The sequence below is a fragment of the Paraburkholderia guartelaensis genome, assembly GCF_004353905.1.
Classification (GTDB): domain Bacteria; phylum Pseudomonadota; class Gammaproteobacteria; order Burkholderiales; family Burkholderiaceae; genus Paraburkholderia; species Paraburkholderia guartelaensis.
Genome location: NZ_SMOD01000054.1, coordinates 12,985 through 28,944, shown reverse-complemented (window position 1 = coordinate 28,944; position 15,960 = coordinate 12,985). Strand labels below are relative to the sequence as shown.

Here is a 15,960-nt window from a genome sequence, read left to right as displayed (position 1 = left end):
GGGCGGGGCTTTCAGCGGCGCGCGCCGTCGCGGCTGTGCACGCGTTTGCCTGCCGCGTAGGTCTCGAACACGGCGCGGTCGTCGCCGAGCAGGGCGAGCGCAAACAGCAACTCCTCAAGCGTCTCGGCGCGCGCCGTGCGTCGTGCGAGCAGCGGCGTGGCCTGCGCATCGAGCACGACGAAGTCCGCTTCGCTGCCGGGCGCGAGCGTGCCGATCTTGTCGGCGAGATCGAGCGCCTGCGCCGCGCCCGCCGTCGCGAGCCAGAACATGCGCGTGGCCGTCAGGTGGTGGCCGCCCATGCGCGCGACCTTGTGCGCCTCGTTCATCGTTTGCAGCATGGAGAACGAGGTGCCGCCGCCCACGTCGGTGGCGAGCGTCACGGGCATCGACGATTCGCCGGCCTTGTCGAAGTCGAACAGGCCGCTGCCGAGGAACAGATTCGAGGTCGGACAGTGCGCCGCGACCGTGCCCGTATGCGCCATGCGGCGGCGGTCTTCGTCGTCGAGCCAGATGCAGTGGCCGTACACGGCCCGCTTGCGCAGGAGTCCGTAGTGATCGTACACGTCGAGGTAGCTGCGATGGCCCGGGAACAGCTCCTTGACCCACTTCACCTCGTCCGGGTTCTCGGCCACGTGGCTCTGGATGAAGATGTCGCCATGCGCCTTCGCGAGCGCGCCGCACGCTTCGAGCTGCGCTTCGGTCGAAGTGGGCGCGAAGCGCGGCGTGAGCGCGTACATCTGGCGCCCGCGGTTGTGCCAGCGCTCGATCAGCTCGGCGCTGTCGTCGTAGCCCGTTTGCGGCGTGTCGCGCAGGAACTCGGGGCAATGGCGGTCCATCAGCACCTTGCCCGCGACCATGCGCAGGTTCTTCGCTTCGCTCGCGGTAAAGAGCGCGTCGGCGGACTGCTTGTGCACGGTGCAGTACACGAGCGCCGTGGTCGTGCCGCAGGCGAGCAGCTCGTCGACGAAAAAGCGCGCCGTGTCCTGCGCCACCGCTTCGTTTTCGAAGCCGCGCTCGGTCGGGAACGTGTACGTGTTCAGCCACGGCAGCAGACCCGGCGCGGGCGAGGCGATCATGTCCGTCTGCGGATAGTGGATGTGCGTGTCGATGAAGCCCGGCACGATCAGCTTGTCGCGCAGATTGTGGACCGTCGCGTTTTCATCGACGCGCGCCTTGAGCGCGGACCACGCGCCCGAGGCGACCACGTGGCCGTCTTCGACGATCACGACGCCGTCTTCGTCAAAGACAGCGGCGTCGGACGATTGCGCAGGGTCGCCGGTGAACGTCAACAGTTTTGCGCGGTAAGCCGATTGAGTCATGGGAACTTCGTCTCCGATAAATTCAGGTATTCGTCCAATGCATGCCCCGCATCACGCATGCCGCTCCTGAAATTGCGGCGCGAGAGGGCCCACGGTCCGGCGCTTGCGCGCTGGACCGGATTCGTGTGACAGCCCGGGCTGGGGCTTGCTGTGCGGACGAGTCCGCGTTTTAGTCTGCGCTTGAGTCCACGCTTTAAGCCGTTGCGCGACTCCAGTTCGCGTCGAGCTTTGCGATCAGCGCGGCGCGCTCTTCGGGCGTGACGAACGACGCCTCGAAGCCGTTGCGCAGGATCGTGTACACCTCGTCGTCGTCGAGCTTGAGCGCTTCGATGATGGCGCGGTAGTTCTCGTTGACGTAGCCGCCGAAGTAGGCCGGATCGTCGGAATTGACGGTTACCGCAACGCCCTTGTCGAGCAGGGCCTTGAGCGTGTGCTGCGTCATGTCGTCGAACACGCACAGCTTGGTGTTCGAAAGCGGGCACACCGTAAGCGCCACGCGCGTGTCGGCCAGACGCGTGACGAGCGCCGCGTCTTCGATGCTGCGCACGCCGTGATCGACGCGGTCGACCTTGAGCAGATCGAGCGCTTCGTAGATGTAGGAGGGCGGGCCTTCCTCACCCGCGTGCGCGACGAGCTTCAGCCCCGTCGCCCGCGCTTTCTCGAACACGCGCTCGAATTTCGAAGGCGGATGACCACGCTCGGACGAGTCGAGGCCCACGCCGATCAGGCGCGCATGGCGCTCGAACAGCGGGCGCGCGGCTTCAAAGGTGGCGAGCGCATCGGCTTCGCTCAGATGGCGCAGGAAGCACAGGATCAGCTTGCTCGTGAGGCCGCGCTTTTCGGCGTCGGCAAGCGCACGGTCGATGCCCGCAACGACGGTTTCGATCGGCACGCCGCGTTCGGTGTGCGTCTGCGGATCGAAGAAAATTTCGGTGTGCACGACGTTGTCGGCGAGCGCGCGCTCGCAGTACGCCATCGTCATGTCGTAGAAGTCCTGCTCCGAGAGCAGCACGCTCGCGCCCGCGTAGTAGATGTCGAGGAACGACTGCAGGTCGGTGAACGCGTAGGCGGCGCGCAGCGCGTCGATCGAGTCGTAGGCGAGCTTCACGTTGTTGCGCTGCGCGAGCGCGAAGATCAGCTCGGGTTCGAGCGAGCCTTCGATATGGATGTGCAACTCGGCCTTCGGCGCATTGGCGGCCTTTTCGACGAGCGCCTTTGCGTTGGCGGCGGTGTTGGCGGTGGTCGTGATCGTCATGTTCGGTTCGATTCGCTTATGGGTTCTTCAGTGTTTGACATCACGCGGAATGGGTGGCGCCGGCATGCGCTGCGCTCGTCAGCTTCGCCGCTTCGATCGCCTGCAGCAGTTGCGCGGCGGCCGACACGGCGATGACTTCGGGCGACTTGTCGACGATACCGTCCACGCCGAGCGGGCAGTTCATGCGCGCGATCTGCAGGGGATCGATGCCGCGCGCGGCGAGCCGGTGCTCGAACTGCTTACGCTTCGTGTGCGAGCCGATCATGCCGAAGAACACGAAGTCGCCGCGGCGCAGGATGCGCTCGGCGAGATCGAGGTCGCGCGAATGATCGTGTGTCATCACGATGAAGCTCGTGCCGGGCGGGGCCGTGTCGACGGCTTCGTCGGGCGCGTCGTTGGCGTCGATCGCCACATTGGGCGCGTTCAGCAGCGCGAACGCCTCAGGCGTCGGAAACGCCGCGTCGCGCTCATCGACCCACAGCACGCGGCAGGGCAGCGTGCCGAGCACGCGCACGAGCGCCGCGCCCACGTGGCCCGCGCCGAACAGCACGACGGGAAAATCGTTCGGCGCGATGGTTTCGGTGAGGAGCAGCGCGCCGCCGGTTTCCCAAAGCAGGCAGTCGGGCGCTTCCACGCCCGGTTCCGGCTCGGAAAGCATGGCCGGATCGGCCGCGGTGCCTTCGCCTTCGGGGCTCCCGTTCCGCGAGGAGCGAAATGATACGCTACGCACGGTCGACGCGCCTGCCGCGAGGCGGCGCGCGAGCGTGGCGAGCCAGCCGAGGTCGGCTACGTCGAGGCGCTCGAACGCGAGCACCACGGCGCCGCCGCAGCACTGGCCGAGGCTCGGCCCGAGCGCGAGGCGCTCGAGGCGCCGCGCGTGCGGCGTGCGCATGCCGTCGCGCAGCACCTGGCGTGCGATTTCGATGGCCTTCCATTCGAGGTGGCCGCCGCCAATGGTGTGGCGGGCCGCTTCGCGCGTGACGATCATCTTCGTGCCTGCCTCGCGCGGCGCCGATCCCTCGACGCGCGCAACGGTGACCAGCACGGCGGCGTCGCCGTGCGCGAGCAGTTGCTGCAGATCGGAAAGCCAGGCTTGCATCTGGCGCTTCTCCCTACGGGGCGGCACGTTATTGCCTGTGCCGCCGGTTAATCTTCGTGGCCTCGCGCGGGCTGCGCTTCGCGGTTGGAGTGTGCGAGGCGCCGCCAGGTTCGCGCGGTCAGTCTATTTTGCGATGGTTTTCCCGCAGCGCGTCCAGCGCATCGAGAATCGCTTCGGGCGTTGCGGGCGCGCGCAGCGGCGCTGCCTCGCGCGCCTCGGGCACTCCCGCGCCCACGGCGTCGCGAATCGCGAGAAATACAGAGAACGGCAACAGCAGGGGCGGTTCGCCCACGGCCTTCGAGCGGAACACTGTCGGCTCGACGTTGTCGTTGCCGCCGCTGCGATAGAGCTTCACGTTGAACGCCTCTGGCGTGTCGCTCACCGCCGGAATCTTGTAGGTGGACGGCGCATGCGTCATGAGGCGCCCGTCGCGGTTCCACCAAAGCTCCTCAGTGGTGAGCCAGCCCATGCCCTGGATGAAGCCGCCTTCCACCTGGCCGAGATCGATGGCCGGATTGATCGACTGGCCCGCGTCGTGCAGCACATCGGCGCTCACGAGCTTCCATTCGCCCGTGAGCGTATCGACGACCACTTCGGACACCGCTGCGCCATAGGCGAAGTAGTAGAACGGATGGCCGGTGAGCGTGCGTGCGTCCCAATGCACTTTGGGCGTGGCGTAGAAGCCATCGGACCACAGTTGCACACGCTTCATGTACGCGAGTTCGACGAATTCGCCAAATGCAAGCGCCTTGCCATTCGCGCGCACCTGGCCATCTTCGAACGCGACGTCTTCGGCCGCGCCGCCGTATTGTGCGGCAGCGAAGGCCGCGAGGCGCGCGCGGATCGTGAGCGCGGCGTCTTCGGCGGCCTTGCCGTTGAGGTCGCTGCCCGTGGAGGCCGCCGTGGCCGACGTATTGGCGACCTTCGAGGTATCGGCGGCGCTCACGCGCACGCGTGCGAGCGGCAATCCGAGCACGCCCGCCACGACCTGCGCGACCTTCGTATTGAGCCCCTGGCCCATTTCGGTGCCGCCGTGGTTCACGAGCACCGAGCCGTCGCGGTACACATGCACGAGCGCGCCCGCCTGGTTCAGATGCGGCACGTTGAACGAGATGCCGAACTTGACTGGCGTGAGCGCCAGGCCGCGCTTGAGCACGGGGCTCGTGCGGTTGTACGCGGCGATGGCCGCGCGGCGCTCATGATAGCGGCTCGACGCGAGCAGTTCGTCGGTGAGCGGCGCGAGCACGTTGTCCTCGACGCGCTGGCCGTACGGCGTGACATCACGCTCGCCGATGCCGTAGTAGTTCGCGCGCCGCACATCGAGCGGATCGCGGCCCAGCAGCCTTGCGATCTCGTCGAGCATCACCTCCATCACGAGCGCGCCTTGCGGGCCGCCGAAGCCGCGAAACGCGGTGTTCGACTGCGTGTTCGTCTTGCAGCAGAGCGCGACGATTTCGACATCCGAAAGAAAGTAGGCGTTGTCGAAGTGACATACGGCGCGCGTGGCGACCGCGCCCGAAAGATCGGCGGAATAGCCCGCGCGCAGCGCGATCTCGACGCGCGCGCCGAGCAGCCGTCCTGCGTCGTCGTAGCCCGCTTCGTACGTGTAGAGCGCATCGTGGCGCTTGCCGGTGATCATGAAGTCGTCGTCGCGATCCGCGCGCAGCTTCACGGGGCGTTGCAGCCTGTGCGCCGCGAGAGCGGCGACGCACGCGAACAGCGCCGACTGCGATTCCTTGCCGCCGAAGCCGCCGCCCATGCGCCGGCATTCGCAACTCACGCGATGCGCGGGCCAACCGAGCAGGTGCGCGACGACCTGCTGCATTTCGCTCGGATGCTGCGTCGAGCTGTAGACGAGCATGCCTGTCTGCTCTTGCGGGAGCGCGTAGGCCACCTGGCCTTCGAGATAGAACTGCTCCTGGCCGCCCACGGCAAACGTGCCCGCGAGGCGATGCGGCGCAGCGGCGAGCGCAGCATCGGGCGCGCCGCGCACGAGACGCAGCGGCGGCAGCACGTAGTGCTGGCGCGTGCGCGCCTCTTCGATGCTGAGAACGGGTTCGAGCGGCGCGTAGCGCACGACGTCTTCGCTGGCAGCAAGGGCCGCGGCGCGGCGCGCGAGTTCGTGGCTCGTGGCGATCACCGCGAACACGGGCTGCCCGAGATATTGCACGACGTCGCTCGCGAGCACCGGATCGTCGTGCACGACCGGGCCGCAGTCGTTCTCGCCGGGGATGTCGGCGGCTGTCAGCACCGCAAGCACGCCCGGCGACGAGCGCACGCGATCGAGATCCAGCGCGACGATGCGCGCGTGCGCATGGCGTGCAAGGCCGAGCGCCGCGTGCACGGTGCCGTGCAGTTCGGGGATGTCGTCGGTGTAGCGCGCTTCGCCACTCACGTGCGCATCGGCGGATTCGTGGGGCAGCGGCGCGCCGAGCGCGCGCTCGTGGGCGTGCCCGGTGCCTGATTGCTGGCGCATGACGAGCGCTTCGGCCTGATCGTTCATGGCGTGACTCCCGCGGCTGCGAAGCCCTGGCCTTCGTCGTCGCCTTCGGCGAAAGCGAACGCGTTGACGTCGCACAGCGCGAGCGGGGCGTCGTCGCGCGTTTCGAGCCAGCAGCGCCACAGCAGATTGCGCGCGACCTTCATGCGATAGGCGCCGCTCGCGCGCATGTCCGTGAGCGGCTGATAGTCGGTGGCGAGCGCATCCATCGCGTGCTGCGCGCTGGTTTCGTTCCATTGCGAGCCGATGAGCGCGGCTTCCGCAAGCGCGGCGCGTTGCGGAATCGCGGCCATGCCGCCGTAGGCGATACGCGCGCTCGCGAGTGTGCCATCCTCGCGCACGTCAAGTGCAAACGCCGCGCACACCGCCGAGATATCCTGGTCGTAGCGCTTCGAGACCTTGTAGGTGCGAAAGCGCAGCGTCGGCGCGGGGCGGGGCACGCGGACCGCTTCGACGAATTCGCCCGCTTCGAGCGCGTTCTTCTGGTAGCCCGTGTAGAAGGCCGCAAGCGGCAGCGTGCGCACGCGCCCCGCACGGCGCAGCACGAGCGTGGCGTCGAGCGCGAGCAGCGCGGGCATCGAGTCGCCAATCGGCGAGCCGTTCGCGACGTTGCCGCCAAGCGTGCCCGCGTTGCGAATGGGCAGCGAGGCGAAGCGCGCCCACAGTTCCGCGAGTTCGGGGTAATCGATGGCGAGTGCGGCGTAGGCATCTTCGAGCGAGACGGCCGCGCCGATCGTGAGCGTCTGGGCGTCGCGCGAAACGGTCGTCAGTTCCGCGACGTTGCCGGTGTAGATGAGGTTGCCAAGTTCACGGAACTGCTTCGTGACCCACAGGCCGATATCGGTGCTGCCCGCGAGCACGCGCGCGTCGGGATGCGCGGCACGCAGCGTCGCGAAGTCTGCGAGCGTGCGCGGTGCGTAGAACGTGCTTTCGCCGTGCGCGGCGCCTCGCACGTCGGGGCCGCGATATTCGAAGGTGCCGGTGCGCTGCAGCGCGCGCAGTTGCGCCTCGACGCGAGCGCGATCGAGCGCCACGCGCGCATGGCAGGTTTCGTCGAACATGCGCAGCGCCGCTTCGATGATGGGCCGGTAGCCAGTGCAGCGGCACAGGTTGCCCGAGAGCGCCTCGTTGATCTCCTCGCGGGTCGGCAGGCCCGCACCGGCAGGCTGGTTCTCGTAGAGCGCCCACAAGGACATGACGAAGCCCGGCGTGCAGAAGCCGCACTGCGAGCCGTGGCAATCGACCATTGCCTGTTGGACCGGGTGCAGTGCGCCGTCTGGCTGACGCAGGTCTTCGACGGTATAGAGCGCGCGGCCGTCGAGGGTCGGCAGGAACTGGATGCAGGCGTTGACGGCCTTGAGCGCGAGATGGCCTTCGCTGTCGAGTTCGCCCACGACGACCGTGCACGCGCCGCAGTCGCCTTCCGCACAGCCTTCCTTGGTGCCGCAGGCGTGCAGATCCTCGCGCAGATGCTGAAGCACCGTGCGGGTGGGAGGCAGGTCGCGCACTTCGTGCACGGCGCCTCGGTGGAGGAAGCGGATGGTTTGCGTTGTCATGGTGAACCCGGGGACATTGCGGATCAGGCGCGCGTTACGAGAGGGGCGCGCCAACACCGGCCTCGCGCACGTAGATCGCCATCCAGTTCCGAAGATAGCACCGCTCGCCGCAGGAAAGTATTTCCCCCGCAAGATGGGGGTTATGTGATTTGGGTCATGACGCCGTCACAGCGCGCACGGCGATGGAAAGCCGTCGCGTGCGGCGATCGCGCCTCGATTGCCGGGAGGGTGCGCAAGTCGTGCGCAATTCGATGCTGCCGTGCAAGGCTCACGCTCGAATCGCGCTGGCGGGGGAGGCCGCCCGATGGCCGGGCGGCGGAAGCGGTGGAATAGGTGATGGAGCCTGAAAAGGCTCGTGGCGCCCTTTAGCCGGTCAGCGGCGGATGCCGGGCCACGACACCTGGCGGCGCCGGTTGCGCCACAGACTCAGGATCACGGCCAGGAACACGATGACGAAGGCGAGCAGCGACCACACCGGCATGGTCAGGCCAAGCGTCGGCGGATAGGTGGTTTCGCACAGGCCTTGCACCTTGAACACGCCGGGCAGCCAGTGTGCAAACGGCAGGCCATCGACGATGGGCTGCAGCGTGTCGAAACCGCAGCTGTAGTTGGGGAACGCCTGCACCCAGACGAGCTTCGCGGACGCGACCGCGCCGCCTGCCGCCGAAAGCACCACGAGCGCTTCGAGCACGCGCACGCCGCGCCAGCTCGTCATACGCGCGCCGAGAAAGGCGAAAACCGCAATCAGGATCAGGAAATAGCGCCCCAGGATACACAGCGGGCACGGGTCCTGATGCTCGACATACTGGAAGTACAGGGCGCCGCCAAGAAGCGCGAGGCAGATCAGGCCAAGGAGGACCAGCAGGCCGCGCTCGCGGCGCAACAGCGCGTTATCGTCGTTCATGAGGCTCGTTCGTTCGGGTTATCTGGCGCAGCGTAGAGGCGGCTGCGACGGCGTGACGGGATTCTAGCGCGAAGGGTGCGCGCGGCGCGGACGTGTCCTCGCTCGCGCGCAGGGGTTGTTTGAGCGATTCCGGCTCAGGTCAGCGCAGCGGCGCAAGCACCGCCTCGACGCCGCGGCCAATGGCGAGCAGCGCATCGTCGTTCCCGGGCGCGGCGGCGAGCATCAACCCGACCGGCGCTGCGCCGTAGTGGTGGCAAGGCAGCGAGAGCGCACACGCGTCGAGGAAGTTGAACGCGCTCGGATTGCGCAGCACGAGCGCGTTGGTGCGCGCGAAGACATCGTCGTCGGCGGCAAGCGGGTCGACGGGAGGCGGCGCGATCGGGACGGTCGGCGCGACCACGGCGTCGAAGCGCGACCAGAGCGTAGCCTCAGCCTCGTCCATGACCGCTGCGCGCGCGGCGATCAGATCGAGATAGTCGGCGGCCGTAGCGTGCTCACCCTTCAGGATCCGCACGAGCACGCGGGGGTCGTACTGGTCCCGATGCTTCGCAATCAGCTCGCGATGCCACGCATACGCTTCCATCGGCGAGAAGCCGATACGGTTGATCTCAGCGAAGCGCTCGAAGGCGGCAAAGCGGACTTCGCTCACGATCGCGCCGGCCGCATCCAGATGCTTGAGCGCCGTATCGATCGTTTCCGCGACTTCGGGGTCCACGCCGTCGGTCACGTAGTTGGTGAGCACGCCGAGGCGCACGCCTTCGAGGTGGCGCGCGGCCGGCACGCGCGGCGCGAGCCCGGCGAGCACGCGGTCCACGAGTGCGCAGCACGCCACCGTGTTGCCGATCGGGCCAAACGAGTCGAGCGTGGGGGAGAGCGGCACGCCGCCCGTTTTTGGAATGCGCCCGGCGGTGGGCTTGAATCCCGTGAGGCCGCAGAACGCGGCGGGAATGCGGATGGAGCCGCCGGTGTCGGTGCCGAGCGCGACGGCGGCCATGCCGTCCGCGACCGAAGCCGCCGCGCCCGAGGAGGAGCCGCCCGCTACGCGCGCATCGCCTGCCACGCCGCGGCGCCACGGCGAAAGCGGCGTGCCGTAGTGCGGATTCAAGCCGAGCCCCGAGAACGCGAATTCGCTCATGTTGGTGCGGCCGACCAGCACCGCTCCCGCATGGCGCAACCGCGCGACGGCCGTGGCGTCCTCTTTGGCGGGCGCCGCATTCGCGAGCGCCGTGGAGCCCGCGCGCGTGACTTCGCCCGCCACGTCGAACAGATCCTTCACCGAGACGGGGATGCCCGCGAGCGGCGAAAGCACGGTGCCGGACGCGCGCAGGCGGTCGTGCGCGTCGGCGGCGGCGCGCACGCGCTCGGCATCGACGTGCGTGAAGACGGTTGCGCCCTGGCCGGCCGGGTCGGCGATGCGTTCGAGCGCGGCCTCGGCGAGCGCGCGGCTCGTCGTGCGGCCCGCGGCGAGATCGGCCGCGAGCTGGGCGAGGGGAGGGAACGGGGTAAAAGCGGTGGTCATGGCGGCGGAAGACTCGGTCAATGCGCGGCGGCGCGCTGCGCGAAGTTCAGCGGAGCAGGCGGCCAGGCCGCCGGCGACGGGCGCCGAGAGCGGGCGGCGCCTGCAAGGGTCGCATCATTGTAGGTCGGCTTTTTTCCTTGCGTGCGATTTGGCTCACGCCGTGCATCGGGTAACATGCTCAGACTCGATAGCTATTTGTAAGGAAAGACCTTTATGCACCACGGAATCGGCTTCATTCAGGATCTGGCAGTCGTGATGGCGCTCGCAGGCGTCGTCACCGTGCTGTTTCATCGCCTGAAGCAGCCGGTCGTGCTCGGCTATATCGCGGCGGGCGTGATCATCGGGCCGTACACGCCGCCGTTCCAGCTCATTCACGACGAGCAGACCATCCAGACGCTCGGCGAGCTCGGAGTGGTGTTCCTGATGTTCTCGCTCGGCCTCGAATTCAGCCTGCGCAAGCTCTTCCAGGTGGGCGCAACCGCCATCGTCGCGGCGCTCTCGGAAATCGTGCTGATGCTGTGGATCGGCTACGAGATCGGTCGCGCGTTCGGCTGGGCCACGATGGATTCGCTGTTTCTCGGCGCGATTCTCGCCATCTCCTCGACCACGATCATCGTCAAGGCGCTCTCCGATCTCGGCGTGAAGCGCGAGCCGTTCGCGCAACTCGTGTTCGGCATCCTGATCGTCGAGGATATTCTCGGCATCGCCATGCTCGTGCTGCTGGGCGGCATTGCGCAGACGGGCGAACTCTCGCCGGGCATCGCGCTCATCACGCTCGGCAAGCTGCTGCTTTTCATGCTGGTCTCGCTGCTCGCGGGCATCCTGATCGTGCCGCGCGTGCTCGGCTATATCGCGCGCGTGGGCAACGACGAGATGCTGCTCGTCTCGGTGCTCGGCTTTTGCTTCGGCTTTTGCCTGCTCGTCGTGAAGCTCGATTATTCGATCGCGCTCGGTGCGTTCCTGATCGGCGCGGTCATGGCCGAGTCGCGCCATCTGCATCGCATCGAGCATCTCGTCGCGCCGCTGCGCGACGCGTTCTCCGCCATCTTCTTCGTGACGATCGGGCTCATGCTCAACCCGCTCGTGCTGGTCGATTACGCCTGGCCGATCGCCGTGATCTCGATTGCCGTGGTGCTCGGCAAGCTCGTGTCGTGCGGCCTCGGCACCTTTCTCGCGGGCCGCGACGGGCGCACCGCCATGCGCGTGGGCATGACCGTCTCGCAGATCGGCGAGTTCTCGTTCATCATCGCCTCGCTCGGTCTCACGCTGAAGGTGACGAGCGCGTTTCTCTATCCGATCGCCGTGACCGTCTCGGCCATCACGACGCTCACCACGCCTTATCTCATCCGCATCGCCGATCCGCTCTCGCAGCGCCTCGCGCGCGCCATGCCACCCGCCGTCTCGAACGTGTTCGGCATGTACAGCCAATGGCTGCGCTGCCTCGTGCCGCGCTCGGACGGACCCACGATCTTTTCGCTCACGAAGCGCATCGTCGTGCAGATTGCCGTGAATCTCGCGCTCGTCTCGGCGATCTTCATCGGCGTTTCGTATGGCGCGCGCTACGCGTCACCGTTGCTCGCGCACTGGATCGCCGACGAGCGCATTCAGCGCGTCGTCCTCTGGAGCGCCGCGCTCGTGCTCGCGATGCCGTTTCTCGTGGCGGTGTGGCGCAAGACGCAGTCGCTCGCATTGTTGCTCGCCGAAGTGAGCGTGCAGCCGGAGAAGGCAGGGCGCTTTACGCGCGCGATCCGTCATGTGATTGCGGAACTGGTGCCCGTGGTCTCGATGTTCGGCGTGTTCCTGCTCGTGGCGGCGCTCTCGGGGACGATCCTGCCGCCCACGGGCTTCCTCGTCGGCGTGCTGGTTTGCGCGGCGGCGCTCACCATGCTGCTGTGGCGCTGGTGCGTGAAGATCCACGCGTCGATGCAGATTGCGTTGCGCGAGACCTTCGACGAGCGGCCGGATGCCTGATCGAGGCGTGTGCGATGCCCCCTGGTGTGACGGGATGTGAGCAATTGTGTGCGGGGGTGGCGGCGGCGTGCCGTGCGACGGATAATCAAAGCCTGTTCATTCGTTCGCGCGCCGCGCGCCTGACCCCACGTCATGAGCGATAACAAATCAGACCACCCCGAGGTCCCTGACGGCGCACACCGTCCTGCCGATGCCGGTCCTGCCGGCGCCCCCGCGCCCTCGTCCTCTCCTCCCGCCGGTTCCCCCTCTTCATCGCCCTCCGCTTCTCCCACGGGTTCGCCCTCTGGGGAAGCCGCGCAACGCGCTTCGACCGATGTGCCCGAAAGCGCATCGACCGTCACGCCTGGCGCTGGGGAGGCGGCAGCGGCTTCCACCGCTGGCGAGCTACCGAAGCAGGCGCCCGCGGGCACGACGCCGAGTATTCCGATCAGCGAAACCGCCGAGGCCGGCAAATCCGCGCCCGCGCCGGCCCCGCATACCGAACCGGCGAGCACTGGCGACACGGCAGCTTCTGCTGCGCCGCAACGTCCGGGTGCAGCGCCCGCCGGCTTCGGCCAGGCGCCCGACTTTACGGCACATCACCCGCCGCCGCCCGGCGCCATTCCGCCGGAGCCGCCGCGTTATCTGCGCGCGAGCGATTCGGCCTGGGCGGTGTTCGGCCGCATCGTCGTGGCGCGAGCACGGCAAATGTTCGACCGCGCCGGTCAGCGCATCACGCAGCGTACGCTGCGCATTGGCGTCTCGGCGCGGATCTTTCACCCGGAGCCGGGTGCACAAGGGCTGCGCGGCAAGACGCTGCAATACCTGGAGGAATCGATCGCACACTGGGTGATGTCTCGAGACGTCATCGTGTTCATGATCCCGACGGTCGGGCACCAGGGGATGCTGCACCCGAGCAATATCCGCTTGCGCGACTATGCGAAGCATCTCGACGGCCTGCTGCTCCAGGGTGGCGCCGACGTCTCGCCGCAGACGTATGCGGAAGTCTCGCCGCGCCCCGAATGGCCGGGCGACCGTGTGCGCGACATGTACGAACTCGAACTGCTGCATGAGTTCGTCGAATCGGGCAAGCCCGTGCTGGGCGTGTGCCGCGGCTGCCAGCTCATCAACGTGGCGTTTGGCGGCACGCTGTACCAGGACATCGCTTCCGACGTGCCGACGGCCGGCGTGCACGTGAGCGAACACTACGACCAGCATCGCCACGCGGTCACGTTCCCGCAGGGCTCGACGTTCGCGACCATGTTCCCCGGGCGGCGCGAGGCGATCGTCAACTCGATTCACCATCAGGCCGTGAGAAACCTCGGACGAGACCTGACCGTCGAGGCCGTTTCGGCGGGCGACGGGCTCATCGAGGCGGTGCGTTACCGGCGCTCGCCATTCGTCGTGGGCGTGCAGTGGCACCCCGAGTTCCATCGCGCGGGCGGCCCCGAACTGCTCGACTGCACGCCGCTGCTCGACACCTTCTTGCGAGCCGCACGCGAAACGCGCTTCTGATTGCGAACCGCGGGCGGTCACAACGCATCGCAGCAATCCCGTCCTGGCCGCGCGCAACCTGCGCGCGGCTTTTTCATTTCGGTCTCCTTCCTCGGAGTCCTACGTGCTTCGCAGCTCGTCGAGCCGGTAGACGTAACGCAGTGCCGTGATGTCGATGCCGCCCATGCGGTCGGGTTCCGAGCCTGAGTAGGTCCAGCCCTGGCGCTCGTAGAACGCAATCGCGGGCGTGTTGCCGTCGAGCACGTATAGATACAGTTGCGTCTCGCCCTGGGCGCGCGCCCAGTCCTGCGCCGCACGCATGAGTCGCTTGCCGACGCCCGTGCCCTGATGCGCCGGCAGCGCATGCAGATTGTCGAGCAGTACGCCCCAAGGGGAGCCCGGCTGGCGTTCGACACACACGAAGCCTACGGCAGCACCCGATGCAAGCTCGGCGATCAGCACGAGCCTCCGTTCGCCGCCTGGCGCCTCCATGCGCGCGCGCCAGTAAGCCGCTCGCTCGGCGTCGACTTCGCGTTCGAGAAACGCGGCGGGCAGCAGCGCGCGATACGTGGCCTGCCAGCTTGCGGCGTGCATGGCGGCGAGCAAGGGAGCATCGGCGACGGTGGCCGGGCGCAGCGTGAGGGCTGGGATTTCGGTCATGCGGATGGAGGACGTGCGGGCGTCCGGATCAGGGCGCGCGTCGGGGGCCGCGCGCCGAGCCCTGCTGCAAAGTATTTTGCCCCATTCGAGGATATTCGCGGCGGGCTTGCCACGCATGAAAGCGTGACGAAGTGTAATCGTAATAAAAATGGAAGAAATGACTTCCATTGATGCTTTTTGCTAGCCTCTTTTAAGGAAATGCCCGAATATCTGAGTCCCGGCGCGTACCGCACAATAAAATGCCCGCGCGCGCGCCCGCGCGACCCTCGCTTTACCGCGAGTGATTGTTTCTCACTGTCCCGCGAGCCGCTCAGGCTTCCCGGTCAGTCTCTTCAGAGAGTGTCATGTCTACCGCGTCCCACGCATCCCCAAGCGAATCAAAGTTCCGGACAGTTTTCCGCGTCGTCAGCGGCAACTTCCTGGAAATGTACGATTTCATGGTCTACGGCTACTACGCTTCGGCGATCGCCCGGACCTACTTCCCGAGTGACAATGCGTTCGCTTCGCTGATGCTCACGCTGTCCGTGTTCGGCGCGGGCTTCCTCGTGCGTCCGCTCGGCGCCATCATCCTCGGCGCGTACATCGACCATCACGGCCGCCGCAAGGGCCTCATGCTCACGCTCGGCCTGATGGCGTTCGGCACGCTCGCGGTTGCCGTCGTGCCGGGTTACGCGACCATCGGCATACTGGCGCCGGCGCTCGTGCTGGTGGGGCGCCTGCTGCAGGGCTTCTCGGCGGGCGTGGAACTGGGCGGCGTCTCGGTCTATCTCTCCGAGATCGCGACCAAGGGCAACAAGGGCTTCTACGTCTCGTGGCAGTCGGGCAGCCAGCAGGTCGCCGTGGTGTTTGCCGCGCTGCTGGGCGTGCTGCTGCATCGCCTGCTGCCCGTCGAGCACATGACGAATTGGGGCTGGCGTGTGCCGTTCCTGATCGGCTGCCTGATCGTGCCGTTCCTCTTCATCATTCGTCGCTCGCTCCAGGAAACGGAGGAGTTCGCGAAGAAGAAGCATCGTCCGTCGATGGGCGAAATCATGGCGTCGATGGTGCAGAACTGGGGCGTCGTGATTGCCGGTATGGGCATGGTCATCATGACCACCGTGTCGTTCTACCTCATCACCGCCTACACGCCGACCTTCGGCAAGGAAGTGCTCAGGTTGAACGAGATCGACACGCTGATCGTGACGGTCTGCATCGGCTTGTCGAACCTCTTCTGGCTGCCGGTTTCCGGCGCGGTTTCGGACCGCGTGGGCCGCCGCCCGATGCTGATCACCTTCACCGTGCTCACGATCCTCACCGCGTATCCCACGGTGCAGTGGCTCGTGGCGGAGCCGTCGTTCGGCCGCCTGCTCACGGTCGAACTGTGGCTGTCGTTCCTCTATGCCTGCTACAACGGCGCGATGGTCGTGGCGCTCACCGAAGTCATGCCCGCCGACGTGCGCACCGCCGGCTTCTCACTGGCCTACAGCCTCGCGACGACGATTGGCGGTTTCACGCCGGCGATCTCGACGTACCTTATTCACGTGAGCGGCAACAAGGCTGCGCCGGGCGCGTGGATGGGCGTCGCGGGCGTGTGCGGCCTCATCGCGACGCTCGTGCTCTATCGCACGCCGGAAGCGCGCAATCAGTACAAGGCGGCTTGATCGGCGAATCGACCGATTGATCCGCGATCGCGCGGCGAAAGAAAAAAACGGGGCGCTCAGGCGC

At 67.2% G+C, this 15,960-nt stretch carries 11 protein-coding genes; 3 read left to right on the top strand and 8 right to left on the bottom strand.

The genetic code is table 11. The annotated features are described in order from the left end of the window. Nucleotides 1-11: 11 nt before the first annotated feature. The 7 genes from guaD to E1N52_RS38275 form a co-directional block, all read right to left on the bottom strand. The gene (guaD, locus tag E1N52_RS38305; protein ID WP_133189748.1) at nucleotides 12-1,319 is read right to left on the bottom strand and encodes a guanine deaminase; all 1,308 of its coding nucleotides are present in this window, start codon (nucleotides 1,317-1,319) and stop codon (nucleotides 12-14) included. A 193-nt stretch (nucleotides 1,320-1,512) separates the two neighbouring features. Then, entirely contained in the window at nucleotides 1,513-2,574 is a 1,062-nt protein-coding gene (locus E1N52_RS38300; protein WP_133189746.1) for an adenosine deaminase, read from the bottom strand. 40 nt (nucleotides 2,575-2,614) lie between these two features. Beyond that, nucleotides 2,615-3,673, bottom strand: coding sequence for a xanthine dehydrogenase accessory protein XdhC (xdhC, locus tag E1N52_RS38295; protein WP_133189744.1), 1,059 nt, complete (start codon nucleotides 3,671-3,673; stop codon nucleotides 2,615-2,617). Nucleotides 3,674-3,791: 118 nt separating this feature from the next. Continuing rightward, a complete protein-coding gene (xdhB, locus tag E1N52_RS38290) occupies nucleotides 3,792-6,149 on the bottom strand; it encodes a xanthine dehydrogenase molybdopterin binding subunit (protein WP_425468200.1) in 2,358 nt (785 codons plus the stop codon). Nucleotides 6,150-6,172: 23 nt separating this feature from the next. Then, the gene (gene xdhA / locus E1N52_RS38285; RefSeq protein WP_133189740.1) at nucleotides 6,173-7,729 is read right to left on the bottom strand and encodes a xanthine dehydrogenase small subunit; all 1,557 of its coding nucleotides are present in this window, start codon (nucleotides 7,727-7,729) and stop codon (nucleotides 6,173-6,175) included. Between the two features lie 373 nt (nucleotides 7,730-8,102). After that, on the bottom strand, nucleotides 8,103-8,633 hold the full coding sequence (locus E1N52_RS38280; protein ID WP_133189738.1) for a disulfide bond formation protein B: 531 nt from the start codon (nucleotides 8,631-8,633) through the stop codon (nucleotides 8,103-8,105). Between the two features lie 139 nt (nucleotides 8,634-8,772). Further along, complete coding sequence (locus E1N52_RS38275) at nucleotides 8,773-10,152, bottom strand: amidase (RefSeq protein WP_133189736.1); 1,380 nt, start codon at nucleotides 10,150-10,152, stop codon at nucleotides 8,773-8,775. 213 nt (nucleotides 10,153-10,365) lie between these two features. Here E1N52_RS38275 and E1N52_RS38270 point away from each other — a divergent pair, with 213 nt between their 5' ends. Next, entirely contained in the window at nucleotides 10,366-12,123 is a 1,758-nt protein-coding gene (locus E1N52_RS38270; protein WP_133189734.1) for a cation:proton antiporter, read from the top strand. Nucleotides 12,124-12,255: 132 nt separating this feature from the next. After that, nucleotides 12,256-13,617: a gamma-glutamyl-gamma-aminobutyrate hydrolase family protein gene (locus E1N52_RS38265; RefSeq protein WP_133189732.1), complete on the top strand. Its 1,362-nt coding sequence runs from the start codon at nucleotides 12,256-12,258 to the stop codon at nucleotides 13,615-13,617. Nucleotides 13,618-13,716: 99 nt separating this feature from the next. Here E1N52_RS38265 and E1N52_RS38260 read toward each other — a convergent pair whose 3' ends face one another. Next, entirely contained in the window at nucleotides 13,717-14,256 is a 540-nt protein-coding gene (locus E1N52_RS38260; protein WP_133189730.1) for a GNAT family N-acetyltransferase, read from the bottom strand. A 344-nt stretch (nucleotides 14,257-14,600) separates the two neighbouring features. Between E1N52_RS38260 and tcuC the strand changes: the two genes are divergently transcribed. Continuing rightward, on the top strand, nucleotides 14,601-15,896 hold the full coding sequence (gene tcuC / locus E1N52_RS38255) for an MFS transporter (RefSeq protein ID WP_133189728.1): 1,296 nt from the start codon (nucleotides 14,601-14,603) through the stop codon (nucleotides 15,894-15,896). The last annotated feature ends 64 nt before the right edge of the window (nucleotides 15,897-15,960 follow it).